The organism is Mycobacterium sp. IDR2000157661 (genome assembly GCF_022317005.1).
GTDB lineage: Bacteria > Actinomycetota > Actinomycetes > Mycobacteriales > Mycobacteriaceae > Mycobacterium.
This window is the reverse complement of the sequence record NZ_CP081006.1, coordinates 4403246-4429864: the sequence shown is the minus strand read 5'-3', so window position 1 is coordinate 4429864 and position 26619 is coordinate 4403246. Positions and strand designations below refer to the sequence as shown.

The 26619-nt window shown below is 67.5% G+C and carries 24 protein-coding genes and 1 pseudogene; 5 read left to right on the top strand and 20 right to left on the bottom strand.

Annotation, left to right across the window (positions count from 1 at the left end):
• Window positions 1-69: 69 nt before the first annotated feature.
• From urtE to urtA, 5 genes are read right to left on the bottom strand one after another with little or no spacing between them, the layout of a single operon-like run.
• The gene (gene urtE / locus K3G64_RS22645) at window positions 70-762 is read right to left on the bottom strand and encodes an urea ABC transporter ATP-binding subunit UrtE (protein ID WP_238887424.1); all 693 of its coding nucleotides are present in this window, start codon (window positions 760-762) and stop codon (window positions 70-72) included.
• Entirely contained in the window at window positions 762-1592 is an 831-nt protein-coding gene (urtD, locus tag K3G64_RS22640; protein WP_238887422.1) for an urea ABC transporter ATP-binding protein UrtD, read from the bottom strand. Before urtD ends, urtE begins: the two co-directional genes overlap by 1 nt.
• Complete coding sequence (gene urtC / locus K3G64_RS22635) at window positions 1589-2707, bottom strand: urea ABC transporter permease subunit UrtC (protein WP_238887421.1); 1119 nt, start codon at window positions 2705-2707, stop codon at window positions 1589-1591. Before urtC ends, urtD begins: the two co-directional genes overlap by 4 nt.
• A complete protein-coding gene (gene urtB / locus K3G64_RS22630; protein ID WP_238887419.1) occupies window positions 2704-3588 on the bottom strand; it encodes an urea ABC transporter permease subunit UrtB in 885 nt (294 codons plus the stop codon). The genes urtC and urtB overlap by 4 nt, the downstream gene beginning before the upstream one ends.
• Window positions 3589-3595: 7 nt before the next feature.
• Window positions 3596-4861 (bottom strand): urea ABC transporter substrate-binding protein, encoded by a 1266-nt coding sequence (urtA, locus tag K3G64_RS22625; RefSeq protein WP_238887418.1) that lies wholly within the window; start codon window positions 4859-4861, stop codon window positions 3596-3598.
• Between the two features lie 246 nt (window positions 4862-5107).
• On the opposite strand from urtA, the gene K3G64_RS22620 reads away from it, so the two are divergent.
• Window positions 5108-5527, top strand: coding sequence for a hypothetical protein (locus K3G64_RS22620; protein ID WP_238887416.1), 420 nt, complete (start codon window positions 5108-5110; stop codon window positions 5525-5527).
• A gap of 10 nt (window positions 5528-5537) precedes the next feature.
• Here K3G64_RS22620 and K3G64_RS22615 read toward each other — a convergent pair whose 3' ends face one another.
• Together K3G64_RS22615 and helR are read right to left on the bottom strand one after the other, a co-directional pair.
• A complete protein-coding gene (locus tag K3G64_RS22615; protein WP_238887415.1) occupies window positions 5538-6437 on the bottom strand; it encodes a haloalkane dehalogenase in 900 nt (299 codons plus the stop codon).
• Between the two features lie 144 nt (window positions 6438-6581).
• The gene (gene helR, locus K3G64_RS22610; protein ID WP_238887413.1) at window positions 6582-8759 is read right to left on the bottom strand and encodes an RNA polymerase recycling motor ATPase HelR; all 2178 of its coding nucleotides are present in this window, start codon (window positions 8757-8759) and stop codon (window positions 6582-6584) included.
• 171 nt (window positions 8760-8930) lie between these two features.
• On the opposite strand from helR, the gene K3G64_RS22605 reads away from it, so the two are divergent.
• On the top strand, window positions 8931-9947 hold the full coding sequence (locus K3G64_RS22605) for an Rv2578c family radical SAM protein (RefSeq protein ID WP_238950939.1): 1017 nt from the start codon (window positions 8931-8933) through the stop codon (window positions 9945-9947).
• Between the two features lie 33 nt (window positions 9948-9980).
• Here the strand turns inward: K3G64_RS22605 and K3G64_RS22600 are convergent, their stop codons facing one another.
• The 4 genes from K3G64_RS22600 to K3G64_RS22585 all read right to left on the bottom strand — a co-directional run bounded on the left by K3G64_RS22600 (window position 9981) and on the right by K3G64_RS22585 (window position 14425).
• Window positions 9981-11237, bottom strand: a complete 1257-nt coding sequence (locus K3G64_RS22600) for an acyl-CoA dehydrogenase family protein (RefSeq protein ID WP_238887412.1) — start codon at window positions 11235-11237, stop codon at window positions 9981-9983.
• Entirely contained in the window at window positions 11234-12394 is a 1161-nt protein-coding gene (locus K3G64_RS22595; protein ID WP_238887410.1) for an acyl-CoA dehydrogenase family protein, read from the bottom strand. The genes K3G64_RS22600 and K3G64_RS22595 overlap by 4 nt, the downstream gene beginning before the upstream one ends.
• Window positions 12395-12441: 47 nt before the next feature.
• Entirely contained in the window at window positions 12442-13665 is a 1224-nt protein-coding gene (locus K3G64_RS22590) for an amidohydrolase family protein (protein ID WP_238887408.1), read from the bottom strand.
• A gap of 136 nt (window positions 13666-13801) precedes the next feature.
• Complete coding sequence (locus tag K3G64_RS22585; protein ID WP_238887406.1) at window positions 13802-14425, bottom strand: TetR/AcrR family transcriptional regulator; 624 nt, start codon at window positions 14423-14425, stop codon at window positions 13802-13804.
• Window positions 14426-14501: 76 nt separating this feature from the next.
• Between K3G64_RS22585 and K3G64_RS22580 the strand changes: the two genes are divergently transcribed.
• Window positions 14502-15386 (top strand): acyl-CoA thioesterase, encoded by an 885-nt coding sequence (locus K3G64_RS22580; RefSeq protein WP_238887405.1) that lies wholly within the window; start codon window positions 14502-14504, stop codon window positions 15384-15386.
• A gap of 71 nt (window positions 15387-15457) precedes the next feature.
• On the opposite strand, the gene K3G64_RS22575 is transcribed toward K3G64_RS22580, so the two are convergent.
• From K3G64_RS22575 to ypfJ, 6 genes are read right to left on the bottom strand one after another with little or no spacing between them, the layout of a single operon-like run.
• Entirely contained in the window at window positions 15458-16285 is an 828-nt protein-coding gene (locus tag K3G64_RS22575) for a mycofactocin-coupled SDR family oxidoreductase (protein WP_238887403.1), read from the bottom strand.
• 48 nt (window positions 16286-16333) lie between these two features.
• Window positions 16334-16921 carry a TetR/AcrR family transcriptional regulator gene (locus K3G64_RS22570; protein ID WP_238887401.1) on the bottom strand — a complete coding sequence of 196 codons (588 nt, stop codon included), beginning with the start codon at window positions 16919-16921 and terminating at the stop codon, window positions 16334-16336.
• A 40-nt stretch (window positions 16922-16961) separates the two neighbouring features.
• Window positions 16962-17708, bottom strand: coding sequence for an SDR family oxidoreductase (locus K3G64_RS22565; protein WP_238887400.1), 747 nt, complete (start codon window positions 17706-17708; stop codon window positions 16962-16964).
• 17 nt (window positions 17709-17725) lie between these two features.
• On the bottom strand, window positions 17726-18397 hold the full coding sequence (locus tag K3G64_RS22560) for an MBL fold metallo-hydrolase (protein WP_238887398.1): 672 nt from the start codon (window positions 18395-18397) through the stop codon (window positions 17726-17728).
• Window positions 18398-18438: 41 nt separating this feature from the next.
• The gene (locus K3G64_RS22555; protein WP_238887397.1) at window positions 18439-20091 is read right to left on the bottom strand and encodes a DUF885 domain-containing protein; all 1653 of its coding nucleotides are present in this window, start codon (window positions 20089-20091) and stop codon (window positions 18439-18441) included.
• Window positions 20084-20980 (bottom strand): KPN_02809 family neutral zinc metallopeptidase, encoded by an 897-nt coding sequence (gene ypfJ, locus K3G64_RS22550; RefSeq protein ID WP_238887395.1) that lies wholly within the window; start codon window positions 20978-20980, stop codon window positions 20084-20086. Before ypfJ ends, K3G64_RS22555 begins: the two co-directional genes overlap by 8 nt.
• 32 nt (window positions 20981-21012) lie before the next feature.
• On the opposite strand from ypfJ, the gene K3G64_RS22545 reads away from it, so the two are divergent.
• Complete coding sequence (locus K3G64_RS22545; protein ID WP_238887393.1) at window positions 21013-22518, top strand: carboxylesterase/lipase family protein; 1506 nt, start codon at window positions 21013-21015, stop codon at window positions 22516-22518.
• Window positions 22519-22531: 13 nt separating this feature from the next.
• Here K3G64_RS22545 and K3G64_RS22540 read toward each other — a convergent pair whose 3' ends face one another.
• Both K3G64_RS22540 and K3G64_RS22535 read right to left on the bottom strand, forming a co-directional pair.
• Complete coding sequence (locus K3G64_RS22540; RefSeq protein ID WP_238887391.1) at window positions 22532-23035, bottom strand: SRPBCC family protein; 504 nt, start codon at window positions 23033-23035, stop codon at window positions 22532-22534.
• A gap of 19 nt (window positions 23036-23054) precedes the next feature.
• A pseudogene (locus tag K3G64_RS22535) lies at window positions 23055-23923 on the bottom strand (oxidoreductase).
• Between the two features lie 124 nt (window positions 23924-24047).
• On the opposite strand from K3G64_RS22535, the gene aspS reads away from it, so the two are divergent.
• Complete coding sequence (gene aspS, locus K3G64_RS22530; RefSeq protein ID WP_238887390.1) at window positions 24048-25826, top strand: aspartate--tRNA ligase; 1779 nt, start codon at window positions 24048-24050, stop codon at window positions 25824-25826.
• On the opposite strand, the gene K3G64_RS22525 is transcribed toward aspS, so the two are convergent.
• Window positions 25823-26614 carry an SDR family NAD(P)-dependent oxidoreductase gene (locus K3G64_RS22525; protein ID WP_238887388.1) on the bottom strand — a complete coding sequence of 264 codons (792 nt, stop codon included), beginning with the start codon at window positions 26612-26614 and terminating at the stop codon, window positions 25823-25825. The two genes, aspS and K3G64_RS22525, sit on opposite strands and share 4 nt — an antisense overlap.
• Between the last annotated feature and the right edge of the window lie 5 nt (window positions 26615-26619).

Genomic DNA, 26619 nt, shown 5'->3' with positions numbered 1-26619 from the left:
AGATTCGCGGAGTGTCGGGAGCAGACCCGCACGCTCGCGCGCAAAGGGGGGCCTCGCGAGCAAGGGGCCCTAGATGGCCATGGCGGCGCGGACATCGGCTTCCGATGCCGAGCCGCCGGTGCCGCTGGAGGTGACGCGGCCGGACTCCAGGACGTAATAGCGCTGCGAGGACTCCAGCGCGAAGCCGATGTGCTGCTCGACCAGCAGCACACCGAAGTCACCACGCCGGGTCAGGGCGGTGATCGCCGCCTCAATCTCGGCGACCACCGACGGCTGGATGCCTTCGGTGGGCTCGTCGAGGATCAGGCACTTCGGTGTGGTGATCAGCGCGCGGGCGATCGCCAGCTGTTGGCGTTGCCCGCCCGACAGCAGGCCCGCGCGCCGCGTCAGCAACTCGCTCAACGCGGGAAACAGGTCGAGCTGTTCGTCGATCAGCTGCTTGCCGTTCCTCCGGCCGTCCGCGACCACCTGCAGGTTCTCCATCGTCGTCAGCTGACCGAAAGACTGCTGTCCCTGCGGGACGTAGGCCAGACCCCGTGCCACCCGAGCGCTGGGACGCAATCTGGTGATGTCGTCGCCATCGAAGAGCACCGTGCCGGTATTGCATTTGAGCAACCCCACCGCGGCGCGCAGCAGGGTCGTCTTGCCGGCGCCGTTGTGGCCCATCACCGCCGCCACCCCGTCGGACGGCACCTCCACGCTGACGCCGTGGATGACCTCCGACCTGCCGTATCCGCAACTCACGTCGACAAGCTGGAGCATCAGGGGTTCTCCTCGATGAGTTCGTCCGGCACGCCGCCGGTGCCCGCTGCGGCGGTGCCGAGGTAGACCTCCTGCACTTTCGGGTTCGCCTGCACGTCGGCGACCGATCCCTGGGCAATCACCTGCCCGCGGGCGAGCACGGTCACCGAGGTGGCGAAGGCGCGCATGAAGTCCATATCGTGCTCGACGACGACAACCGTGCGCTGAGCGCCGATGCGCCGCAACAGGTTTCCGGTCTCCTCGCGTTCTTCGTGGCTCATGCCCGCGACCGGTTCGTCCAGCAGCAGCACGTCGGCGTTCTGGACGAGCAGCATACCGATCTCCAGCCACTGCTTCTGGCCGTGTGCCAAAACCCCCGCCGGCTTGTCGGCCAGGCCGGCCAGCCCGATCGTCTCGAGCGCCTCCTCGATGACGGGCGGCACACTGCTGCGCCGGCGCAGCAGCGACCACACCGACCGGCCCGCGCCCGCGGCGATGTCCAGGTTCTGCAGGACTGTCAGTTGTTCGAAGACGCTGGCGGTCTGGAAGGTCCGGCCCACACCCGACCGCGCGATCTGGTGCACCTTCTTGCCGAGCAGTTCCACTCCAGATTTGTTGACCGACCCGGTCGCGTGCACCAAGCCGGTGATCGCATCGACGACCGTGGTCTTGCCCGCCCCGTTCGGCCCGATGAGGAACCGCAGGTCGCCCTGGAACAGCGTGAGGTCGACGTCGCTGACGGCCTTGAAGCCGTCGAAATCGACGGTGAGTCCTCGGACTTCGAGGTACTCGGTGCCCATGCCGACGTTGCCCCCCGTCGCGGGTTCCATCGGGTGCACTTCCGTGGTCATGTGGCGGCGCCCACCTTCTGCGCATCGGGATCGGCTGCGGTCACAGGTTTCGGCGGCGCCGGGTCCTTCGGCTTGCGGACCCGGCGGCGTTTCAGCAACATCCCCAGCCCTGCCAGACCGGCGGGGAAGAAGCCGACGACGACGATGAACAACAGACCCTGGGCGTAGATCCACTCCGAGGGGAACCGTTCGGAGAACAGGGTTTGCGCCCACGCGACGCCGATCGCGCCCAGCACCGGACCCAGCAGCGTGGTGCGCCCGCCGATCGCCACGCCGATCAGAAACGCGATAGACGGAAGGATGCCGACCTGCGACGGTGCGATGAACCCGACGATCGGCGCGAACAGCGCGCCCGCGATGCTGGCGAACAACGCCGCCGCGGTGTATGCGACAACCTTGATGTTGGCCGGGTCGTAGCCGAGGAATCGCACCCGCTCCTCGCCGTCGCGCACGGCCACCAGCAGTTCGCCATAGCGGCTCTGCATCAGTTGCCGGACCACGGCGACGACGACGAGCAGGACCCCCGCCGCGATGAAGTACAACATCCGCCGGTTGGCCGGGTCGTTGAGCGTGAACCCGAAGAACGTGCGGAACCTGTTGAGACCGTTGCTGCCTCCCAGGCTGGTCTGGCCGACCAGCAGAATCGCCATCGCCGCGGCCAACGCCTGAGACAGGATCGCGAAGTAGGCACCCTTCACCCGGCGTTTGAACACCCCCAGACCGAGCGCGGCCGCGATACCCGTCGGCACCACGACGATCGCCAGCAACGTGAACGCGGGGGAGGCGAACGGTTGCCAGTAGGCCGGCAGTTCGCGGACACCGGCGATCTGCATGAAGTCGGGCACGTCGTTGCCGAAGATCTGTGCGTCGGCGATCTTGAGGTGCATGCCCATCATGTAGCCCCCGAGGCCGAAGAACACCCCCTGCCCCAGCACCAGCATGCCGCCGCGGCCCCAGGCCAGCCCGATCCCGACCGCGACGATCGCGAAGCACAGGAACTTGCCCAGCAGGCTCAGCCGAAAGTCCGACAGCGCCACCGGCGCGACACCGAACAGCAGCACCGCCGCGACACCGAAGCCGGCCCACGTCTGCCATCGACCCAGGAAGGTCGTCACGCGAGACTCCTTGTCCGAACGGTGAACAGCCCTTGCGGCCGGGCCTGCAGGAAGATCACGATGATCACGAAGACGATGACCTTCGCCAGCGACGCGGTGGTGTTGTACTCGATGAACGAGTTCAAGAAGCCCAACCCGAACGCCGCGATGACGGTGCCCTTGATCTGCCCGAGACCTCCGACCACCACCACGAGGAACGCGTCGATCAGATAGCTCTGGCCGATCGTCGGGCTCGTCGAACCGATCAACGTCAACGCCACCCCGGCGACTGCCGCCAACCCGGAACCGATGAAGAACGTCGTCACATCGGTTCTGCGCGAAGAGATGCCGCTGGTCTCGGCGAGGTCGCGGTTGGCGACCACGGCCCTGATCCGCCGGCCCATCGGGCTCATCTTCAAGGCGGCGGCCAGTGCGACGACGCAAGCCACGGCGAGCAAAAGGATGAAGATGCGGGTCTTCGGTACCACCGCGCCGAAGATCTCCACGCCGCCGGACAGCCACGCCGGCGCCACCACGTTGACCGCGGGTGCCCCGAAGACGTCGCGGGCGACCTGCTGCAGCACCAAGCCGACGCCGAACGTCACCAGCAGGGTGTCCAGCGGCCGGTGGTACATGCGTCGGATCAGCGTCGTCTCCAGCAGCGCGCCCATCACACCGCCGATCGTGAAGCCGAGCACCAACGAGATCAGCAGAGACGCACCGGCACTGGATACGATCTGCTGCACGACGTAGGCGGTGTAGCAGCCGGCCATGATGAACTCGCCGTGCGCCATGTTGATGACGCCCATCTGACCGAACGTCAGTGACAAGCCCAGCGCAGCCAGCAACAGGATCGAGCCGAGGCTCAATCCCGTTGCCAGCTGCCCGATCAGGACATCCATCCCCGACTCAGCTGGACAGGCCCGCGGCCCATGGGTACGACTTCAGGTAGGGGTCGGGCTCGATCGGCCCTGGCGACTCCCAGATCGTGTAGATCAGCCCGTCGGGGCGGATCTCGCCGATGCGCGCGGTTTTCGTGATGTGGTGGTTCTCGCCGTCGATGGTGACCAGACCTTCGGGGGCATCGAACGTCACACCACCAGCGGCGTCCTGCACCGCCTTGACGTCGAAGGACTTCGCCTTCTCCACGGTGTTCTTCCACAGGAACACCGACACGTAGGCCGCTTCCATGGGATCCGACGTCGGCTTGTTCGCGCCGAACTTGTCCTTATAGGCCGCGACGAACGCCTTGTTCATCGGGTTGTCGACGGTCTCGTAGTAGTCCCAGGCGGTCAGCTGGCCGGTCACGTTCTGCACACCGATGCCGCCGACCTCCTCCTCGGCGATCGACACCGACACCACCGGCATATCCTGGGGCGTGAGCCCGACGTTGCGGTACTCGCGGAAGAACGCGACGTTGGAATCACCGTTGAGCGTGTTGAACACGGCGTCCGCGTCGGCGCTGCGGACCTTGTTGACGATGGTGGAGAAGTCGGTCGAGCCGAGTGGCGTGTAGTCCTCGCCCTTGATCTCCATCCCGTTGGCTTCCGCGTACGCCTTGATGATCCGGTTGGCGGTCTGCGGGAACACGTAGTCACTGCCCACCAGGTACAGCGACGTCACGCCTCGGCCCTTGAGGTAGTCGAGCGCGGGCACGATCTGCTGGTTGGTGGTCGCCCCGGTGTAGAAGATGTTTTTCGACGATTCCAGGCCCTCGTACTGCACCGGGTAGTACAGCAGCGAGTTGGCGCTCTCGAAGACCGGCAGCATCGCTTTGCGAGACGACGACGTCCACCCGCCGAAGACCGCGGCGACACAGTCGCTGGAGATGAGCTTCTCCGCCTTCTCCGCGAACACCGTGGGTTCGGAGGCGCCGTCCTCACCGACCAGCTGGACCTGCTTGCCCAGCACGCCGCCCGATGCGTTGATCTGTTCGACCGCAAGGTCGATGGCGTGGCGGACCGTCACCTCGGAGATGGCCATAGTGCCCGACAGCGAGTTCAGCGCGCCCACCTTGATCGTCGGACCGGAGGTGTCGACGCAGGACTGCGCGTTCGCCGAATCCGACTCGGTCGCCTTGCTGCCGCAGCCGGCCAGCACCAGGCTCGCCGCGGCGACGATGCTTCCCGCAGCGAGAGCCGACCGTTTCACCGACGAGCGTCGTGGTAGTCGCATAACAGCCTTCCCCTATATATCCGCAGTGCACAGCGCCCGACGAGCGTCGAGTCGAGTGCCAGAGTCGCAACACCGTTAGGTGTCGATTCGGGACGTTAGAGCGGCGGTGTTTCTGCGAAGTGTCTATGTGTGACGACCTGATTAACCTGTTGCTGTTCTGCTGTTGGTTTGCCGTTGGTCTGCGACGCGCGGTGCCTGACCTGCCGCAGCGGTAACGATCCGGTACGGTGCGGCGATGTGACGGACATGCGAACAGCGACAACCAGAGTCGGGGCCGCGTTCCTGCTGGCAGCGGCGTCGATAGCGCTCAACCACAGCGTTGCGAGCGCCCAGTCCACGGGTCACGTCGTGAAGTACACGCTGGTTTCGGCCGGCGCCAGCGACTACACCCTCAACTATCTGACCGCACAACCCCCGAGCAAGGAGGCCTACAACGCCGACGCCTACGCCTTCCTGAAGAAGGAGGAGGTGGTGCTGCAGCCGGGCGTGCCGTGGGTGTTCGAGACGACCCTGGAGGATCCGCAGTGGGCGATCCTCACCGCCAGCACCGGCGTCCACGCGATGACGGCCCCACCGAATCCCAATTGCGAGATCACCATCGACGGACAGGTGGCGGTGCAGAACAGCGGGCCCTACACCGCCCACTGCCAGCTGAGCCAGTGGTGAGCCGCAGCGGCTAGCCCGACGTCTCGCCCGCGGCGCGAACCGCGCGCACGAATGATGCGAGCGCGGCGCCGATCTCGTCGGGGCTGTCCTCCTGGATGAAATGGGTGCCGGCGACCGTGACCTCCGTCTGGTTGGGCCAGGTACGGACGAAGTCGCGGACACGCCCGCGGGTGATCGCGCCGGGTTCGGCGTTGACGAACAGCTTCGGCACATCGGATCGCGCAAGCCAGGCGCCGTATTCCTCGACGATCGCGACGACGTCGGCCGGTTCCCCTTCGATCGGGATGTTGCGCGGCCACGACAGCGTCGGACGGCGGTCTTCGCCGGGGTTGCGAAACGGTGCGCGATAGTGCTCCATCTCGTCGTCGCTGAGCTTGCGCTGGATCGCACCGGGCAGCACCGCTTCGACGAACAGGTTCTGCTCGAGCACCATCGCATCGCCCTGCGGGGAGCGGAAACCCTTGAAGACATCGCTCGCCGGACCCGGGAAGTCGGCCCACTCGATGGGCATGGCGATGGCCTCCATGTAGGCGATGCCCGCCACGCGGTCCCGGTGCTGGTTGGCCCAGTCGAAGCCCAGCGCCGACCCCCAGTCGTGCAGCACCAGGATGACGCGGTCGCCGAGATCCAGTGCGTCCCACAGCGCGAACAGATAGTCGCGCTGTTCGGCATAGTGGTAGCGGTCGGGCCCCGAGTCGTCGAGCTTGTCCGAACCGCCCATGCCGATCAGATCGCAGGCGATCAGACGGCCGAGGTCGGCCAGATGCGGCATCACATTTCGCCACACGTACGACGACGTCGGGTTGCCGTGCTGGAAGACGATCGCATCACCCGAGCCCTCTTCGACGTAGGCCATCCGCTTACCGTTGATCTCCCGATACTTCAGCGTCCCGTACGGCCTGGCACTCATGACCCCTCCTCAATCCCGTTGTCGGTCAGTGTCTTCGCAGCCACATTGCGCGCAGCCAGGTCCAGGATCCGGTCAAGACGACTCCCGCTTCGCCCGGGCCCGCGGACCCGGCCCATCTCGCATGATGCGCATCATGCCACACGGTCACTCGGACGCGATGCGCTCGGCGAGGCCTCGCAACACCGGCGGCAGGGCAGCGCAATGCAGGACTCCCAGCCGCTGCGTGGCGCGGGTGAGCGCGACATACAGGTCGGCGGCGCCGCGCGGACCGTCAGCGAGGATCCGCTCCGGTTCCACGACGAGAACGGCGTCGAATTCGAGGCCCTTGGCCTGCGTCGGCGGCACGGCACCGGGCACGTCCGCAGGACCGATCACGAGGCTGGTGCCGTCCCGGCCGGCCTCGGCGCGCACGAATTCGGCGATGGCGTCGGCCAGTCCGTCTCGCGGCACCCGGCGCGCCCACGGCGGTACCCCACAGGCCCGCACGGACTCCGGCGGTACGACGTCCGGTGCGAACTCGGAGAGCAGTGCCGTGGCCACCGCCATGATCTCGGCCGGAGTGCGGTAGTTGACCGACAGTGACCGGTAGAGCCATCGGTCGGGCACATACCGGTCCAGCATCGCTGCCCACGACGTAGCGCCCGCCGCCGACCGGCGCTGCGCCAGATCGCCCACCACCGTGAACGACTTGCTGGGGCAGCGCCGCATCAGCACCCGCCAGTCCATCTCGGACAGTTCCTGCGCCTCGTCGACCACCACGTGACCGTATGTCCAGTCCCGGTCGGCGGCGGCCCGCTCTGCCACGTCGCGGTTGTCGCGTTCGGTGAAGCGGTCGGCCAGGTCTTCGGCGTACAGCAGATCGCTGGCGATCAGATGATCCTCGTCGTCCATCAGATCCTCACGCGCCACCATGATGTCGAGAACGCCTGCGGCGTAAGCCTCTTCGGCCCGACGCTGCCTGTCGGCCGACTTGTCGGCCGGCGCGTCCCGGCCCAGCAGATCGACCAATTCGTCGAGCAACGGCACGTCCGAGACCGTCCAGGCGTCACCTTGCGCGCGCCACAGCGCCTGGTCAGCACCCACCGCCCGCAGCCGCTCGCGTGACGAAAGCAATGGGGCCAAAACCGATTCCGGGGTCAGGATGGGCCACAGCTCGTCGAGTGCCGCGGCGAACTGCTCGCTCTCGGCGAGCTCGTCGGTCAGGGCCGCGCGCAGATCCTCCCAGGCGTCCCGGTCTCCCCGCGTCAACCAACCCTTGCCGATGCGGGCGATCGCGCGTTCGGTAAGCACATACGTCACGATCTCGCGGAACACCGCGCGGGCCTCGTTGTGCGGGCGTCCGCTGTCGCGTGCCTCCTGCCTGGCCCACTCCGCGGTTTCGGAGTCGATGCGCACCGTGACGTCCGACAGCTCGATCCGCAGCGGTTCCGCGGGCAGCCACTGGCGGTCGGCGACCGCGGCGACGAGCACGTCGATCATCTTCAGCGAGCCCTTGAACCGAGCGACCCCGGGCTCTTCCTCGGCGGTGACGTGCAGTCCCGGCCGCAGGTCACCGACGGTCATGAAAACCACGGTGGTCTCGCCCAGCGACGGCAGCACCCGCGAGATGTGGTCGAGGAACGCCGGATTGGGACCGACCACGAGGACTCCGTGCCGTTCGATCCGCTCGCGATGGGTGTAGAGCAGGTAGGCGACGCGGTGCAGTGCCACCACGGTTTTGCCGGTGCCCGGCCCGCCCTCGATCACCAGCACACCGGAGTGGTCGAGGCGGATGATCTCGTCCTGCTCTGCCTGAATGGTGGCGACGATGTCGCGCATTCCCGGATTGCGCGGCGCGTTGACCGCTGCCAGCAGCGCCGCATCGCCGTGGGCGCCGGCTCCGGGCCTTCCCAGGTCTTCGTCGGTGAAGTCGAGCACCCGGCGCCCGAGCGGATGGAACTGACGGCGCCTGCGCATGCCCTCGGGATGGGCCGGGGTGGCGGTGTAAAACGGGCGCGCCGCCGGGGCGCGCCAGTCGAGCAACAGCGGTTCGTAGTCGTGGGCCTCGTCGAACAGGCCGATGCGGCCTATGTACTTCGGGTCACCGGTGACCGGGTCCAGGCGCCCGAAACACAACCCGTGGTCGGCCACGTTCAGTCGGTTCATCTGCTTGGCCAGCGCATGCACTTCGGCATCGCGGTCGACGAGCGAGTCGGCATCGCCGCGCAGGGCCGCGCGGTACCGGTCCTTGACCCGCCTCCGTTCGGCGTCGAGTCGCTCGTACAACCCGGCCACGTAGCGCTGCTCGGCCTGCAGTTCGGCTGCGTGTTGATCACTTGGCACGCGGTTCCTGGTCCTTCCGCCCCTGCCGAAACCGTCCAGTTTCGTCTCCGGCCAGCGATTTTGAGGCATGACCCCGGCCTTGCCGCAAGCCCCCATCCGCGCTATAGATTGGAATGGGACCACCGGTCAGCGGTCCTTGACATCGTGTCGAACGTGCGTTCGAATGGATGTATGCGGTGGGATGGCCAGGGTGTCGGCGTCGACGACGGAGCTTTGCCCGGTCTGCAGCGAATCGGTTTCGTCCGCAGCGTGCGGACACCGCAGTTCGACGGAATAACCTTCCACGAAGTGCTCTGCAAGTCGGCGTTGAACAAGGTGCCGCACGCCTCGATGCTGCCGTTCAAGTACACGGTCAACGGCTACCGCGGGTGTTCGCACGCCTGCCGGTACTGCTTCGCGCGGCCCACCCACGAATACCTCGACCTCGACTGCGGCACCGATTTCGACAGCCAGGTAGTGGTCAAGACCAACGTGGCCGACGTCCTGCGCCGCGAATTGTTGCGGCCGTCGTGGCAGCGCGAGACCGTCGCGCTCGGCACCAACACCGACCCCTACCAGCGCGCCGAGGGCCGCTACGCCCTGATGCCGGGCATCATCGCCGCACTGGCCGACTCCGGCACCCCGTTCTCGATCCTGACCAAGGGCACGCTGCTGCGCCGTGACCTGCCGCTGCTGACGGAGGCCGCGCGCCGGGTCGATGTCAGCGTGGCGGTGTCGCTTGCCGTGGGCGATCCGGACCTGCACCGGGACGTCGAACCCGGGACGCCCTCGCCGCAGGCGCGCCTCGGTCTCATCGCCGCCATTCGCGACGCCGGCCTCGACTGCCACGTCATGGTGGCCCCGGTACTGCCGTACCTGACGGATTCGGTGGCCCACCTCGACGCACTGCTGGCCCAGATAGCCGCCGCGGGAGCCACGGGCGTCACGGTGTTCGGCCTGCACCTGCGCGGCTCCACGCGCGGCTGGTTCATGGGCTGGCTGGCACGCTGCCACCCCCGCCTCGTCGCGACATACCGCGACCTCTACGGACGCGGCGCCTACCTGCCGCAGGATTACCGGAAGATGCTGCACGACAGGGCGGCTCCGCTCATCAGGAGACACGGCTTGGTTCCGGACCGCCGGTCGTTCCGCGCCGCCGAGGCGTCGGCGGCCACTCCGCCGCCGGAGCTGCAGCCGACGCTGTTCTAGTCGAAACCGCTGTCGGAGCCCGGAACGAGGGGCTCAGCTCTTGTTGCGCTTGACCTGATTGAACGGCACGCCGCGGTCGGCGGCGGGTTCGCGCGGGAAGCCCAGCACGCGCTCGCCGATGATGTTGCGCGCGATCTCGGTGGTGCCGCCGCCAAGCGCCGCGGTCTGTCGGGAGAGGTAGCGCTCGCCGTACCGGGTGAGGCCGTCGCCGACGTCGACCACCGCACCGCTCGCGGCGATGGCCAGGGCAGTGTCGAATTCCAGGTGGTGTGTCTCGGCATGAGTGATTCGGATGATCGAACCCGCCGCCGGCGGCAGCGAGCCGTCGAGCACGCCGTGGTAGACGTGGTCGACGAGTTGCGCCTGCACCGCGCGGTGCACCAACGCGCGGCCCGCCATCGCTTGAAGCCGTTCGTTGTCGGGCTGGCCGACCTTGTCCAGCAGCTCGACGTAGTCGATGGGGACATCCGACTTGCCTTCTGCGCCGATGCCACTGGCGAACTCCGACCCGCCGCCGACCGCTCGCCGCTCGTGATAGAGCTGGCGCGATGCGACGTGCCAGCCTCCGTTGACCTCGCCGACCACCGCGTCGTCGTCGAGTTCGAGGTTGTCGAAGAACTCCTCGCAGAACTCGACCGAGCCGTTGACCTGCTTGATGCGCCGCAGCGTGATGCCCGGGCTGTTCATCGGCACCAGGAACATCGTCAGCCCTTCGTGCTTGGGCACGTCCCAGTTGGTGCGGGCCAGCATCAGCCCATAATCGGCGGCGAACGCGCTTGTGCTCCACGTTTTTGCGCCGTTGATGACCCACTTGTCGCCCTTGCGTTCGGCGCGGGTGATGACGCCGGCGAGATCCGAGCCGCCGCTCGGCTCGGACAGCAGTTGCACCAGCACTTCGTCGCCCCGCAGCGCGGCCGAGATGTGTCGGCGCTTCTGTTCCTCGCTGCCGGTGTCGAGAATGGTCGCCGCGCAAATCGTGAACGTCGGCGTGTTGAGAATGATCGGCAACTCGTAGCTGCGCGACACGTTGTCGAAGGCCTTCTGGTACGCGATCGGAAGGCCCAGACCGCCGTACTCCTTCGGGAAACAGATCCCGGCGAAGCCGCCGTCGTTCAGCTTCCGCTGCAATTCGCGCGCCCGCAGCCAGGGCTCATCTTCGCCGCGGTCGTGTTCGGGCGGGTTGGCGGGGTCGATCGGCGGCATGTTCTGCGCCAGCCACGCCTCGGCGCGGGCGGTGAAGTCCTCAACGGACTCCTCGGTGGTGGGCGGCGCCGATGCCGTCTCGGTCATGAGGCTTGCTCCAGTCCCCGGCTTGCGTGTGGGCTCACCCTGTTGAGCGAGTAGACACGGAGATTGTGGTCCTCGGGTGTGCCGAACATCGACCGGTTCAACGCCACCCGGCGAAGGAACAGGTGCAGATCGTGTTCCCATGTCACACCGATGCCGCCGTGCAACTGCACGCACTGCTGCACCATCCCCGGAGCGTATTCGCCCACATACGACTTCGCGACGCTGACCGTCAGATCGGCGCCGGGGGAGCGCGCGGCGACCTCGGCCACCGCGGCATTCGTGGTCGCGCGGCATGCTTCGAACCAGATCTTCAGGTCGGCGTACTTGTGCTTGAGCGCCTGATAGGAGCCCAGCGGGCGGCCGAACGAGTGCCGGTCGAAGCCCCACTGGATCGTGAACGCCAGCACGGTGTCCAGGATGCCGACGACCTCGGCGCACTGAAGCACCATCGCAATCTGGCTCTGCCGGGCGATCAGCGCATCGGTCTGCTCGGCGGTGCCCACGGCCGCTGAGACGTCGACCTCGACGCCGTCGAACCGCACCCGTGCGTACTTCTTGACCATGTCGATGGAGTTCTGCGGCTCCACCGTTACGCCGGGCGTGTCGGACGGCACCAGGAACTGGCGTACCGCGCCCTCGGATTGCGCTGTGACGAGCAATATCTGACTGTCGGCACCGCCCTCGACGCGGTCCTTGACCCCGTCGATCCGGAAGCCGCTGGCGGTCCGCGTCGCGGTGACCGTCGGGGTCAGCGGTGCCCACGGGCGGCCCGGTTCATACACCGCCCATGACGCCACCACCTCGCCGGCGATCAGCGCCTCGATGGTGTCCGCATGGTGATCCGGTGCCTCGACGAGCCCGGCGAGCACGGTGCTGACCGGATGCAGGGGACCGGGGGTGACGGTCTTGCCTGCTATTTCGGCCACCAGTGCCAGGTCTTTGACCCCGTCGCCCGAGACACTTCCGCCGCCCAGGTGCTCGGGCACCAGCAGGCTGGTCCAGCCCAGCTCAGCGGCCCGGCGCCACCAGCCGGGATCGAAAGAGGTTCCTGCGTCGTGCATCTCGCGGATGCGGCGCAGCGGCGTCTCCTTCTCGAGGAACGATTGCGTCGTCGACGCGAAGAGCAGTACCTCGGGGTTGTTCGGGCTGTCGGTCACCGGCGCCGGCTCGCTTTCGTGGTCATGCGAAAATGCGTGCCTCTAAATCAGGCGGGGATGACGAGCGCGGGCACGTCAGGATTGTGCACGATCTCGTTAGGTACCTTGAACAGGTCGATCATGTTGCCGCCCATGACCTTTCGCTGTCCCTCGTCGTCGAGCCCCTGCAGGTCGTCGATTAGATGCGTCGGCTCGGCCAGTCCCTCCGGATGCGGCCAGTCGGAGCCGAAGATCACCCGGTCCACACCCAGCAGGTCGGCCATCTGCTTGAAGTCGTCCTCCCAGAACGGCGCCACGTACACGCCGCGCTTGAACGCCTCGATGGGGTTCTCGGGGAACTCCTGCGGCATCTTCTTGTACACGCCGTCGAACTGTTTGAACAGGTACGGCACCCAGTCGGCGCCGTTCTCGATGGACAGGACACGCAGATCGGGGTTGCGGGTCAACGCGCCGTGGCACACCAGCGCGGCCATCGAGTCCTCGATCGGCCGCTTGCCCATCGAGACCATGCGGAACGCGGTGGGCTTGAAGGGCAGGTACTCGTCGGCGGGCTCCCAGTCGTTGAGGTACTCGGCGTATCCGGAGTCCGATGCGTGCATGGACACCGGGATACCGGCCTTCACACAGGCATCCCAGAACGGGTCGAACTCAGGTAGACCGAACGACTTGGTGCCGCGCAGGCCCGGCACCGGCGCGGGTCGCACGAGGACGGTCTTGGCGCCACGCTCGAGACACCACTGAAGCTCTTCAAGCGCGCGGTCCATGATGCCCAGGTTGATGACCGGCGTGGAGAAGATGCGGGCTTCGTAGTCGAACTGCCATGTCTCGTACATCCACTCGTTGAGGGCGTGGATGACGTCGGCGATGAGCTCGGGATCGTCCTTCATCCGCTCTTCGACGAGGCTGGCCAGGGTCGGGAACATCAGCGAGTAGTCGAGCCCGAGGCCGTCCATGACCTCGAGACGCGCGGCCGGTTCGCGGAAGGCGGGGATCGCCTTCATCGGCTTTCCCATCACCTCGCGGAAGCTCTTGCCGCCGCTGCCGTGCTTGAAATACTCCTCCTGCGCCCCCGGCCGGGCGACCACCTCGAACGTCGGGTTGGGGATGTAGTCGCTGACCTGATTGCGCACCATGATCTTGGTGCGGCCGCGGACCTCGATGTAGTCGATGACGTTCTTTCGGCGGTCCGGAAGGAACTTCGTCAGCGCTTCCTTCGGCTCGTAGAAGTGGTTGTCGGCGTCGAACACCGGATAGGGCAGCTTGCGGGCCATGTCGACTCCTAAGTCTCCGGGAAGTCTGATTTCACTCTGGTGGTAATGACATTACCACTTACAGACCAGCGAAAACAGCGCGGCTCGAGAAGCTGGTTCTCCGGCGGTCGGGTGCAGGTCAGACGAGGTGTCGGGATCAGCTGGCGAGCAGGCCGTTGACGCAGAAGCCGTAGATGTGGGCAGCGGTCACCGGCGCGCCATTGAGTTCGGCGCCCAGCACCTGCAGGCGCATGGCGCCTAGTGCCGACTGCATGATCAGGGCTGCGGTGGCATCGACGTCGAGGTCGGTGCGGAAGGCGCCCTCGGCGATGCCGCGATCGATGATGTCTTTGATGAGGTCGTGGACGGGTGAGAGAACGCGGGCGTATTCGCGCGGCAGCGCCTCGGCCAGATGGTCGTTGTAGTAGGTCAGACCGCGGTTGACCCGGTCCTGGGTGGACGACTCGGCCGGGGTGCAGATCCGGTCGATGAGCACGCGCAACGCCTCGGCGGGGGGCAGTTCGGCGGTGTCGTCACGCCAACGGCGCGTCGACTCGGACATGATCTTGTCGATCAGCGCGAGAAGCAGTTCGTCTTTGGTCGAGAAGTGTTGGTAGAAGGACCGCAACGACGTCTTGGACCGCTCGACCACCTCCAGGACCGTGAAGTCGGTGCGTCCCGTCTCGCCGAGGATCGCCAGCGCCGACCGCATGAATCGGGTAGGCCGCGACTCGGTGTCGGCGCCGACGGTGCTCGTCGCCCGTCCGCTGGGCTTGGCCATCGTCACCACCTTCAAACTTGGGAATGCTGGTAATGACGTTACCGCTTTTGCAGATGCTCGGTTACTGTTCCTGTCCATGACGACAGACTCAGCCCACACGCCGTGGTCTGTGCAGGGACTGCTCGACCTGTTCGACGTGCAATCCGCAGGCGAGAATCTCTTCACGGCCGAGACCGGGCCCGCAGGCGAGGACGAGCGCCAGGTGGTCGAGGGCACGCAGGTGCTCGCGCAGGCGATCGTGGCGGCGGCCAAGCGGTTCCAGGGCAAATCGGTGCGCTCGGTGCATGCGGTGTTCGCGCGTGCGGTGATGGTCGGTGCGGGCCCGGTCGAGTTGGACATCGACGTCGTCAGCGAAGGTCGTTCCACCGCAACGGCCGTCGTCGCGGCCAAGCAGAACGGCAAACGGTGCATAACGGTGACCGTGCTGGCCGACGTGCCGACCGCCGATGTCATCCGCCATGCGCTGGCCTGCCCGCAGGTGACGGCTCCCACCGATGCTCATGACTGCAGGATGCCCATGGCCGGACGGCAGGTGCGGTTGGTGGACGTGGTCGACGTCAACAGCCCCGACGAGGTGGGGCCGCCGGAACTGCATGCCTGGCTGCATTACGACCCCATCCCGGCGCGCGACGAGCTGGCCAAGGCGCTGGTCGCGTATTTCACCGGGCATCTCGGTATTTCGACGACGATGCGCGCGCACGAGGGAATCGGCACCGCGCAGTCGCACGTCACGGTGTCCACTGCGCCGATGACGATCTCGGTCAGCTTCCACGAGCCGTTCTCCTGGGACGGCTGGCTGCTCTACAGCCACGAGAGCACACAGGTCGGAGCCGGGATGTCGTACGTGCGCGGCACCGTGCACACCGAGTCCGGTGAGCTGCTGGCGTCGTTCGGCCAGGACGCGCTGATCCGCCCGCTGCGCACCTCCGATGGTGCGATCAAGGAGCAGTCTCGCCTGTAGAAGCCGTGTCGAAACTGAACTTATGCGTGTGATTCGCGCAATTCGCATGAAAAAGTTCAGACTCGGCGGTGCTAAATCTTGAGATAGCCCTTGTCGGCCGGGATCTGGGCCGCCGTCACCAGGGACGACGCGTCGCTCGCCAGCCACACCACGATGTCGGAGATGAGGTCGGGGTCGGCCAGTGAATCGGTCGGTAGTGCGCCGGGTGAGAAGCTGTGGATGTAGTTCTGGTGGTCGGCGAAGATCTGCCACATCGAGGTGTCATTGCCCATCGGGGTGTCGGTGCCGTACGGGTGAACGGAGTTGACCCGGATGCCGAATTCGCCGAGTTCAACGGCCAGAGAGTTGGTGAGGCCGACGACACCGAACTTACTGGCGCAGTAGTGCCCGCAGCCCGGAACGGCCTTGATGCCGGCGGCCGAACTGATGGTGATGATCGATCCGCCGTTGCCTGCGTCGATCATCGGCGGCACCACGGCCTTGACCGTGTTCCAGACGCCGGTGAGGTTGACGTCGAGGACGTCCTGCCACTGCTGGGCCGAGATCTCCCACAGCCGACCCCAGTTCATCACGCCGGCGTTGGCGACGACGATGTCCAGGCGGCCGAACTGTTCGATCGCCCCGGCCACCACGCGCTGCTGGCCGACGGCGTCGCGGACGTCGACGCGGTCGGCGACGATCTTGCGGCCCTCGCCTTCGACGAGGTTCACCGTCTCAGCGAGGTCCTCGGGCAGGGCAGGTGGATAGCCGTTGTGCTCGGCAACGGGCCCACAGGCGTCGATGGCCACGATGTCGGCCCCGGCGCGCGCCAGTCGGATGCAGTGCGCGCGGCCCTGTCCGCGGGCGGCGCCGGTCACGTAAGCCACCTTGCCCGCCAAGGGGCGGTCGGGATTCGTCATGCCGGTACCTCCGTGGTTTGGCGGCCACGGGCCTCGGCGATGACCCGTTCAGCCATGCCGGCCTCCCCTCAGCCCATCGACGATGTGATCGCAGACGAACCGGCGTACCGCGCGTGGGCTGTCCAGATTCACCCCGATCGGCGGCACCAACTCGAAACTCAACAGCATTCGCACTATCCATTCGCTTGCCCGGCCGGGATCCACCCCCGCGCCGACCTCACCACGTCGTTGCGCGGCGCGTACCCGTGACTTCCACAGCTCCACCGCGCGTTTCAACAGGTCGTCGCCGATGTTGCGGAGCAGGAGCACCAGGATGCTCTCGTCGCTGCCCCGCGGGGCCACCGAGTCGGAGTGCTGGCGGTGCCGACACACCAGGACCGCGGCTGCCGCGACCTGATCGGCGAGCGTGGCTTCCCGGTCGACCTCGGCGGCCATGGTGTCGATGAACGCCGAGGCCAGCGAATCCAGCGCCGTCTTGATCGCCGCGTCGCGGCCGCCGAGCGCATTGTGCACGGTGCCACGCGAAACCCCGGCCGCCTCGGCCACCGCGGTCAGGCTGAACTGCCGGGGGCCCAGGCGACGCAACGTCGCCGTCGCGGCCGCCAGCAGGACGGGCGACACCGACCGTTCGGGCATTTGAACACATTAGCGATATGTGTTCAATGCGGTCAACGGTTCAGTCGGCGCCGGCGGCCAGCCACGCCTCGAAGGTGGTCGGGGTGATGCGAGCGTTCGCACCCGGCAGCAGAACATTTCCCGCCATCGTCACGCCGAAGACACCGGCCCAGGTCGGTACCAACTTGATGTCAAGGCCCTTGACCTGCAGTGTGCGGCGTGCCATGTCAACGAGATCCTCAGTCTCCGGCCCGGCGACGTCGACGTGGCGGCCTTGCGGTTCGCCAACCGCGACCTCGGCCAGCACCTCGGCGATGTCGTCGGGTGCGATCGGCTGGACCAGTAGCGGCGCGATCGTGGCGACGCCGTCCTGTTCGGTCCACGACGTGACCGTCGCCGCGAAGTCGTGAAACTGGGTGGCGGGCACGATCGTCCACGGCACGCGGCCCTCGCTGACCAGCCGTTCCTGCTCGCGCTTGCCCGAGTAATGCGGGTTGCCCTCGATGGCGTGGATGCCGACGATCGACAGCAGCACGTGGTGGCGGACGCCTGCACGCTGCTCGGCGGCGAGCAGGTTGCGGGTGGTGGTCCCGAAGTACTCGGCGGTCGCGTCGCGGTCCGAGGGCGGGGCGCTGATCGCGTCGACGACGGCGTCGACGGCGGTGAGCGCCTCATCGAGACCGTCCCCGGTCGTCAGGTCCACGCCGAGTGAGCGGCTGATGCGGACGACGTCGTGTCCGTTCCGCTCCAGGGCACCTGCGGTGCGGGCGCCGATGTTGCCGGTCGCCCCGGCTACAGCGATACGCATGCCGGCTCTCCTTTCGCCTACAGGGCCGCCGCGACCTCGCGGAGTTTCGCACCGGCGTCCGATGTCATGGGCTCACCATGGCCGAAACACGCGATTTCCACCTCGAGTCCGGCCAGCCGGCGAAAGGATTCCACGGTGCGGGCGCGGTCCTGGTTGAACGTGCCGAGCATGAGGGAGCCGACGTTGGCGATCGTGTCGCCCGTGAGCAGCACGCCGTGTTGCGGCAGGTGAACCGCGATGCTGCCCTCGGTGTGACCGGGAATGGCGAGTATCTCGGCGCCACCGCCGAAGTCGAGCAAGTCTCCGTCATGAAGCTCCCGGTCGACCGGCACCGCGGGCGCCGCGTCGGGAAGACCTGCGGCTACCCGCTGGTGTATCGGCACCTCCCAGTCCTCGAAAACCGGTGGGGGCAGCGCCGTCCCGCTAGCGATGGAGTCGGCGTCCCCGGCGCCCGCGTGCACCGGTGCGCCGGTGGCTGACCGAAGCTCGGCGGCCGAGCCGATGTGGTCGACGTGACCGTGTGTCAGCACGATCCGGTCGACTGCGGGCACCGCCGTCAGGATCGCGGCGCCCGAACCGGGTGCCCCCGTGTCGATCAGCGTCGTCGAGTCCCTGTCGCGCCACACGTAGACCTGCCAGCCGTCGACCACCAGCATGGTGAGGTTCGGTGTGACGGCGACGGATTCCATTCCCTGACGCTAGACCGCCGCCACCGGAGAACAGAAGACGATCAGCTGGGGGCGAAATCGTCGGTCAGTGCCGACTCGAGCACATCGAGCGGCAAGCCGCCGAGGTCCAGGGCGCGGCTGTGGAACTGCCTGAGCGAGCGCCCCTGTGCCAGGGCCTGGTCGCGTAGTCGCTGCCAGATGCGTTGCCCGATCGCATACGACGGCGCCTGACCCGGCCAGCCGAGGTAGCGGTCCAGTTCGAACTGCAGATGCTCCTCGGTCATCGCGCTGTGCGAGACTAGGAAATGCCACGCCTTCTCGGCGTCCCACAGCCCGCCCTCGGGTGCCGCCATCTGGCAGTGCACCCCGATGTCGATGACCACCCGCGCCGCCCGGAAGCGTTGCGCGTCGAGCATGCCGATCCGATTGCCCGGATCGTCGAGCCAGCCGAGTTCGGCCATCAGTCGCTCGGCGTAGAGCGCCCAGCCCTCGCCGTGGCCCGACACCCAGCAGCCCAGCCTGCGCCAACGGTTGAGTCGGTCCGCGAGCACCACCGCGCGCCCGATCTGCAGGTGATGTCCCGGCACCCCCTCGTGGAACACCGTCGTGGTCTCCTGCCAAGTGTGGAAGGTGTCGACGCCGTGCGGTACCGACCACCACATGCGGCCGGGCCTGCTGAGGTCCTCCGAGGGGCCGGTGTAGTAGATGCCGCCCGTGTGGGTAGGTGCGATGCGGCACTCGAGCCGTCGCAGCGGTTCGGCGATCTCGAAATGGTTGTCGGCCAAGGACTCGACCGCACGGTCGGACAGGTCCTGCATCCAGGCCTGCAATGCGTCGACGCCATGCACCGTGTAGCGGTCCTCGCCGTCGAGGCGCCGCAGCGCCTCAGCCGCCGAGGCTCCGGGGTAGAGCTGCTGGACAAGCGCATCCTGTTCGGCGACAACGCCTTCCAGCAGGTTCAGGCCCCACTCATAGGTCTCGTCGAGATCGACCGTCGCGCCGAGGAACGAGCGCGAACACAGCCGGTAGGTGTCGCGGCCGACGGCGTCCTCCTGGCGTGCGTACGGTGCGATATCGTCGCCCAGCAGTCGCCCCAGTTCGCGGTAGGCGTGGGCGGCGTTGGCCGCGTGCTGCTGCAGATCCTCGTGCAGCGCCGGGTTGGTCGACGCTGCGTCCGCGACCATGTCCACGAGCAGATGCTGAATGCTCGTGGACTGTTCGATGCCGCGCGCGACTTGGCGCACGGCGGGCGGATGCCCGGCGGTGACGGCGGCGCGCAGCGCGTCGGCATATCCGGCGACGCGGTCGGGCAGGCGGGCCAGCCGTCGGCTTATCTGCGCCCAGTCGTCCTCTGTGTCGGTGGGCATCAGGTCGAACACGTTGCGCATGGTCTGCAGCGGCGAGGCGATCACGTTGAGTTCGCCGACGTCCAGGCCGGCGTCGTGGAGGTCGATGGCGACCGTCAGCCGCTCCCGCATCGCGGCGATCGTCACGGTGTCGACGTCGTCAGCGGGGGTGAGCGCGTCGAGTTCGCGTAGCGCCGATCGTGCTGCGTCGGCGCGGGCCGCGACCCCGTCGGGCGAGTAGTCGGTGATGTCGGCCTCATGGGCCCGGCCGGCGATACCCATTTCTGTTGCGGCACAGGGATCGAGGCGCGCGAAGGTCTCGAGATAGCGCTCGGCTACGGCGTCGACGGCCGTGGGCGTCCTAGCCAAGGTTGGTTGCCGCGAAGGTGTCGCAGGCGTTGGGGTCGCCGGTCCGGTAGCCCTCGGTGAACCACTTCTGCCGCTGCGCCGCCGAACCGTGCGTCCACGCTTCGGGATTGACCCGGCCGGTGGTCGCCTCCTGAATGCGGTCGTCACCGACCGACGCCGCCGCCGACAGCGCATCGGCGATGTCCTTATCGGTCAACGGTTGCAGAAACGTGACGTCGGTGCCGGGCTGCTTCGTAATGGCCGCGTAGTGCGCCCACACGCCGGCGTAGCAGTCGGCCTGCAACTCGGTGCGCACACCGTCGCCGGTCGGCCCCGCCGCGCCGGAGCCCTGTGCTCGGTTCAGCACGCCGGTGAGGTGCTGCACGTGGTGGCCGAACTCGTGGGCGACGACGTACTCCTGCGCCAACGGTCCGCCGCTGGAACCGAATCGAGTCTTCAGAACGTCGAAGAACCCGACGTCGAAGTATGCAGTCTGGTCGGCGGGGCAGTAGAACGGCCCGACGTCGCTGGTCGCCGCACCGCAACGAGTGTCGATATCGTTCTCGAATATCTCCACCCGCGGCCGCACGTACTCGCCGGGCAGCAACTGCTGCCACACCGCGTCGACCGAGTTACCCGTCGCCACCACGCGGCACTGGACGATCGCGTTGGCATCGGCACCGGTACGGCACTGGCTCAAGTCGAACCCGGGCGCCTCGACACCTTGGCTGTCGAACTGGCCCGGCTGGGGCACCATCGCGCTCGGGTCGGCCCCGAGGAACAACGCGATCACCATGATCAGCAGGCCACCGACACCTCCGCCGACCGCGATGCCGCGTCCCGGTCCCCGTCCGCCGCCGCTGGTCGAGGTGGTGCTCGTGTCGATTCGCATGCCTTCGTTGAAGGTCATGACGCCCAGCTTTGCACACTAGGATTCTCCTCGTGGCAGTCGTCGCCGGACATTCGGCAGTCGTGCACACCGACCTCGGCGACCTGCGCGGCACCAGCGAGGGCGGTGTCGGCGTCTGGCGCGGTGTCCCGTACGCCGAGCAACCGGTCGGTGCGCGCCGGTTCCTCGCGCCGACTCCCAAAGAGCCGTGGGGCGGGGTGCGCGATGCCCTGGAACACGGACCGCTACCGCCGCAGACCAAGTCGTTCGTCGGCGGCGGGCGCGACGACCCGAAGATCCGCGACGAGGCATGCCTGACCCTGACCGTGTGGTCACCGGACACCAGCGCGTCGCTGCCCGTGATGGTGTGGATCCCCGGCGGCGCGTTCGTCTACGGGGCCGGTCAGTTCCAGCTCTACAACGGTTCGAGATTGGCCGCCAACGGCAACGTGGTGGTCGTCAATGTCACCTATCGCATCGGGGTCTTCGGTGGCTTCGAGCTCAGCGACCTCGGTGAGGGATACGATGACAACCTCGCGCTGCGTGATCAGATGGCGGCGCTGCGGTGGATCCGCGAGCACATCGGCGCGTTCGGCGGAAATCCGAACCAGGTCACGGTGTTCGGCGAGTCCGCGGGTGCGACGTCGGTGCTGGCGCTGCTGGCAAGCCCCGCCGCCGACGGTCTGTTCAGCCGTGCCATCGCGCAGAGCCCCGCGCTGCCGCTGATCGGCCACCGGGAGGAGCGCGCCCGGCAGGCGCACGAGTTCGTCGACCGGCTCGGAGTGCCCGTCAGCGAGATCAAGGGGTTACCTCAGCGGGAGTTGCGCCGCGCGGCGGGCCATCTGCAGTCCAAGAGTGCCGCGACGACTCCCATGCTGGCTTACGGGCTGACCTACGGCGTCGATCTGCTGCCGCGTCATCCGGTCGACGCGGCGCGTGACGGTGAACTGGCCACGGTGCCGCTGATCATCGGCACCAACAGCCACGAGGCGTCGATGTTCGCGTGGACCAAGCCGCCGATGCTGCCCACCACGCGACCCTCCGTCGACGCCTACTTCGACCGTGCCGCGCCCGAGGCCAAGGACCGGGTGCTGGCCGCCTACCCCGACTATCCGCGGCGGCGGGCGCTGATCGCGTTCGGCTCCGACGTGATGTTCGGCGGACCGGCCTGGGCGTTCGCCGATGCCTACAGCGGCCACGCTCCGACGCACATGTACCGGTTCGACCACATCGGCTTCAGCCTGCGCATGCTCGGTCTCGGCGCCACGCATGGCAGTGAGATCGTGCACATTCAGCACAGCTACGCCTCATTCATCGGCCGCAAGCTGCACCCGCTGGGCCGGCGGCTGCCGCCGTCGGTGGGGCGACGGATGCAGCGTGCCTGGCTCGATTTCGCGGCCAAGGGCTGGGACGACGGCGCGATCGACTGGTCGAGTGGCCACGACTGGCCCGCCTACGACACCGAGCACCGCTACACCCGCATCATCATGTCCGCGCGCGACCAAATCGTCTCCGATCCCGACGCAGAGCGCCGGCGGGCCTGGGCAGGGCTGTACTGACTCAGACGAGGTATCAGGTGATGGGGAAGCGTTTCGCGGAGTAGTCGCGCAGGTTGTAGAGGAACTTCTGGAACATCCAGCCCATCACCGGCCGACCCAGCGACATGCCCAGCTTGGCTGCAACGCCGTTGGGTTTCATCGCCATCACCCACGTCAGGTGACATCCGCGCGGGGTGCGCACCACGCGGTAGTCCTCGGCGAAAGCCGCGATGCTTCCCGTGGACGCCTCATTGAAGCGGAAAGCCATGTGGCTGAACGGTTTCCACGCCAGGAACTCCTCGCCACCGACGATGCCGCCGCGCATCGTCACGGTGCGGGTGGTGCCGACCCCGCGCGGTTCGGGGCTGGTCCATTCGACGTTGGTGATCACCGTCGCCCAGTGCGGCCAGGACTCGGCATCGGCGAGCACCTCGAACAGCTGCTCGGGGGTGATCGCCAGGTCGACGGTGCTGACGAACCGGAACGGCGCGGTGTCGATGAACCCGAGGTCGACGCGTTCGCATGCCTGCATGGCCATACACAGTAGATGACAGTGTCTAGCCGGGGCCGTCGCTGGCGGCCGCCAACAGCGGCACCAGCACGTCGCTGATCGGGGTGGCCAGCCCGTGCTCGGCGGCCTTGCGCGCGATGACCCCGTTGCGGATGTCCCACTCCAGCGGCCGGTCCGCCTGGCGGTCGGTCAGCATCGACGTGGTGATGTCGGGCGGCGACTTGGCCAGCATGCCGACGATCTCGTCGATCACCTCTTGGCCCAGGTGCGCACCGTCGGCGCGCGCGACCGTGAGGCACTCGGCCAGATACCGCCGCGCCAACGCGGCCACGTCGTCGCGCCGGAACATCCCCGTCCGGCGGCCGGTCAGGACCATCAGGCCGACAACGGCGTTCACCAGGAGCTTGTGCCATGCGGCACTGGGGAAGTTCGGGTCGACGTCCACCGCGATCGCGGTGTCGTCGAACACGTCGGCCAATGTTCGGGCGGCCTCGACGTCGGGCAGCACCAGCCGCGCCGAGGTGCGCAGCCGGATCGCCCCGCCCAGTTCCGGTTCGGCCGAAATCCACACCGCGGCCGGCACCACCGTCGAACCCGGACAGTACCGGCCGATGCGTTCGACCTGCTCGACGCCGTTCTGCAGAGCACACACGATGGTGCGGTCGTCGCACAACCGGGCCAGCCACGCCGCGGCCTGCTCGTTCTGGGTGTCCTTCACCGCGAGCAAACGACGTCGAACGGCCCCTCGGCGTCCGCCGGATCGGTCAGCACCGGTCCGGGCACCGTGATGGGATCGCCGTCGTCGGGCCGAACCTCGATCGAATCCCGAGCGGTCCGCCCGCACAGCTGCACCGGATGCCCTGCGGCATACAGCAGGGCGGCCACGGTGGATCCGATCGCGCCGGGTCCGACCAGGGCGATGCTGCTGGCTCCCACAGGGTCTTCGCGCGAGCGCTCATCCACCTCGCCAACGTACCGGCGTAATCGTCCCCTCTACACTTGGGCAGTTGTCCCATCAGGCGATTCCCAGGGAGTTTGTGTGCTGCGCAGTCATGGCGCCGGAGCGTTGCGGCCTGCCGACGCCGGTCAGAAGGTGACGCTGGCCGGCTGGGTGGCGCGTCGCCGCGACCATGGCGGCGTCATCTTCATCGACCTGCGTGACGCATCCGGGGTGTCGCAGGTGGTGTTTCGCGAGGGCTTGGAACAAGGGCAAGTGCTCGAGTCGGCGCACCGGTTGCGCGCGGAGTTCTGCATCGCCGTCGACGGGGTCGTCGAGATCCGCCCCGAGGGCAACGCCAACCCGGAGATCGCCACCGGCGAGATCGAAGTCAACGCCACCTCGCTGACCGTGCTGGGCGAGAGCGCCCCGCTGCCGTTTCAGCTCGACGAGCAGGCCGGCGAGGAAGCGCGGCTCAAGTACCGCTACCTGGATCTGCGCCGTGACGGCCCGGGGTATGCAATCCGGTTGCGCTCCAAGGTCAATGCGGCCGCCCGTGCGGTGCTGGCGCGGAATGACTTCGTGGAGATCGAGACGCCGACGATGACACGCTCGACGCCGGAGGGGGCCCGCGACTTCGTGGTGCCTGCCCGGCTGCAACCGGGTTCGTTCTACGCGCTGCCGCAGAGCCCGCAGCTGTTCAAGCAGCTGCTGATGGTGGCGGGCATGGAGCGTTACTACCAGATCGCGCGCTGCTACCGCGACGAGGACTTCCGCGCCGACCGGCAGCCCGAGTTCACCCAGCTCGACATGGAGATGAGCTTCGTCGACACCGAGGACGTGATCGCGGTGTCGGAGGAGATCATCGCGGCGCTGTGGGCGTTGATCGGCTACGACGTGCCATTGCCGTTGCCGCGGATCAGCTATGCCGAGGCGATGCGCCGGTTCGGCTCCGACAAGCCGGATCTACGGTTCGGTCTGGAACTGGTCGAGCTGGCCGAGTATTTCCGGGACACGCCGTTCCGGGTGTTCCAGGCTCCGTACGTCGGCGCGGTCGTGATGCCCGGCGGGGCCTCGCAAGCGCGCCGGACGTTGGACGCGTGGCAGGAGTGGGCCAAACAACGCGGGCACCGCGGGCTGGCTTATGTGCTGATCAACGAGGACGGCACGCTGGGGGGCCCGGTGGCCAAGAACCTCTCCGACGCCGAACGCGACGGACTGGCCGCCGCGGTCGGCGCATCGCCGGGTGACTGCGTGTTCTTCTCGGCCGGTCCGGCCAAGTCGTCGCGGGCGCTGCTGGGGGCGGCGCGCATCGAGATCGCGAAGCGACTCGACATGATCGACCCGAACGCGTGGGCGTTCACCTGGGTGGTCGACTTCCCGATGTTCGAACCCGCGGACGAAGCGGCCGCGCACGGCGACGTCGCCGTGGGATCGGGCGCCTGGACCGCGGTGCACCACGCCTTCACCGCGCCCAAGCCTGAGTTCGAGGACCGGCTGACCACCGACCCGGGCAGCGTGCTCGCCGACGCCTACGACATCGTCTGCAACGGCAACGAGATCGGCGGCGGCTCGATCCGTATCCATCGCCGCGACGTGCAGGAGAATGCCTTCGCGGTGATGGGCATCGGCGAGGCCGAGGCGCAGGAGAAGTTCGGATTCCTGTTGGAGGCGTTCATGTTCGGCGCTCCGCCGCACGGCGGCATCGCCTTCGGTTGGGACCGCATCACCGCGCTGCTGGCGGGCACGGACTCCATCCGCGAAGTCATCGCGTTCCCGAAGTCCGGCGGCGGGGTCGACCCGCTGACCGGTGCGCCCGCGCCCATCACCGCACAGCAGCGCAGGGACTCGGGGATCGACGCCAAGCCGAAGACCGTCTAGGGCCAGTCGCAGCCGGTCAGTTCGGCCGACAGGTTCCACAACCGTTGTGCCGACAGTGCGTCGGTGGCCTTGGGGCGCAACGTGGTCGGCTTCGGCCGGCCCACCTGGTTGAACCGCGGCGCGAAATAGGTGCCGCTCGGCATTTCCGTGCCCACCGCCGCAAGGGTGGCCCGCGCGCCCTGCTCGGGAGTGTGCAGCAGCCGCCGCATGCGGCGATGCTCACCCATATCCAGTGAGCGGGTGATGTCGGTGTCGGTGGCGCCGGGATCCGACGCGTACGCGCGCATGCCGCGGCGGGTGAGTTCCGCGACGAACAGCAGGTTGGCCAGCTTGGATTCGCCGTAGGCGCTCCACTTGGAGTACCGACGCGTGTGCCAGTTGAGGTCATCGAGGTGAAGGCGGCAGTATAGGTAGGTCGCGCTGGCCACGGAGATCACCCGGTCGGTGATGCGGTCGGCGAGCAGGCACGTCAACAAGTAGTGGCCGAGATGGTTGATGCCCATGTGGGATTCGAAGCCGTCCGCGGTGCGCGTCAACGGCATCCCCATCACCCCGGCGTTGTTGACAAGCACGTCAACAGTTTTCACCGAGTCGGCGAACATTCTCACACTGGCGAGATCGCCGAGGTCGAGCGGGGCCAGCTCCACATCGCCGGGCATGTCGGAGGCCGCCTGCCTGCCCTTCTCGACGTCGCGGCACGCGATCAGCACACTGTGACCCGCCGCCGCGAGTGCGGTCGCGGTCGCCTTGCCCACGCCGCTGTTGCCGCCCGTGACGATTACCTGCATGATCG

Bases quoted from the DNA above. Each gene is read 5' to 3' on its own strand.
- ypfJ (WP_238887395.1), bottom strand. From the start codon at position 20,980: ATGACCTTCAACGAAGGCATGCGAATCGACACGAGCACCACCTCGACC.
- K3G64_RS22620 (WP_238887416.1), top strand. From the start codon at position 5,108: ATGCGAACAGCGACAACCAGAGTCGGGGCCGCGTTCCTGCTGGCAGCG.
- K3G64_RS22575 (WP_238887403.1), bottom strand. From the start codon at position 16,285: ATGACGAATCCCGACCGCCCCTTGGCGGGCAAGGTGGCTTACGTGACC.
- K3G64_RS22605 (WP_238950939.1), top strand. From the start codon at position 8,931: ATGCGGTGGGATGGCCAGGGTGTCGGCGTCGACGACGGAGCTTTGCCC.
- K3G64_RS22580 (WP_238887405.1), top strand. From the start codon at position 14,502: ATGACGACAGACTCAGCCCACACGCCGTGGTCTGTGCAGGGACTGCTC.
- K3G64_RS22615 (WP_238887415.1), bottom strand. From the start codon at position 6,437: ATGAGTGCCAGGCCGTACGGGACGCTGAAGTATCGGGAGATCAACGGT.
- K3G64_RS22570 (WP_238887401.1), bottom strand. From the start codon at position 16,921: ATGCCCGAACGGTCGGTGTCGCCCGTCCTGCTGGCGGCCGCGACGGCG.
- K3G64_RS22600 (WP_238887412.1), bottom strand. From the start codon at position 11,237: ATGACCGAGACGGCATCGGCGCCGCCCACCACCGAGGAGTCCGTTGAG.
- K3G64_RS22585 (WP_238887406.1), bottom strand. From the start codon at position 14,425: ATGGCCAAGCCCAGCGGACGGGCGACGAGCACCGTCGGCGCCGACACC.
- K3G64_RS22560 (WP_238887398.1), bottom strand. From the start codon at position 18,397: ATGGAATCCGTCGCCGTCACACCGAACCTCACCATGCTGGTGGTCGAC.
- K3G64_RS22590 (WP_238887408.1), bottom strand. From the start codon at position 13,665: ATGGCCCGCAAGCTGCCCTATCCGGTGTTCGACGCCGACAACCACTTC.
- K3G64_RS22540 (WP_238887391.1), bottom strand. From the start codon at position 23,035: ATGGCCATGCAGGCATGCGAACGCGTCGACCTCGGGTTCATCGACACC.
- urtA (WP_238887418.1), bottom strand. From the start codon at position 4,861: ATGCGACTACCACGACGCTCGTCGGTGAAACGGTCGGCTCTCGCTGCG.
- urtB (WP_238887419.1), bottom strand. From the start codon at position 3,588: ATGGATGTCCTGATCGGGCAGCTGGCAACGGGATTGAGCCTCGGCTCG.
- K3G64_RS22525 (WP_238887388.1), bottom strand. From the start codon at position 26,614: ATGCAGGTAATCGTCACGGGCGGCAACAGCGGCGTGGGCAAGGCGACC.
- urtD (WP_238887422.1), bottom strand. From the start codon at position 1,592: ATGACCACGGAAGTGCACCCGATGGAACCCGCGACGGGGGGCAACGTC.
- K3G64_RS22565 (WP_238887400.1), bottom strand. From the start codon at position 17,708: ATGCGTATCGCTGTAGCCGGGGCGACCGGCAACATCGGCGCCCGCACC.
- urtE (WP_238887424.1), bottom strand. From the start codon at position 762: ATGCTCCAGCTTGTCGACGTGAGTTGCGGATACGGCAGGTCGGAGGTC.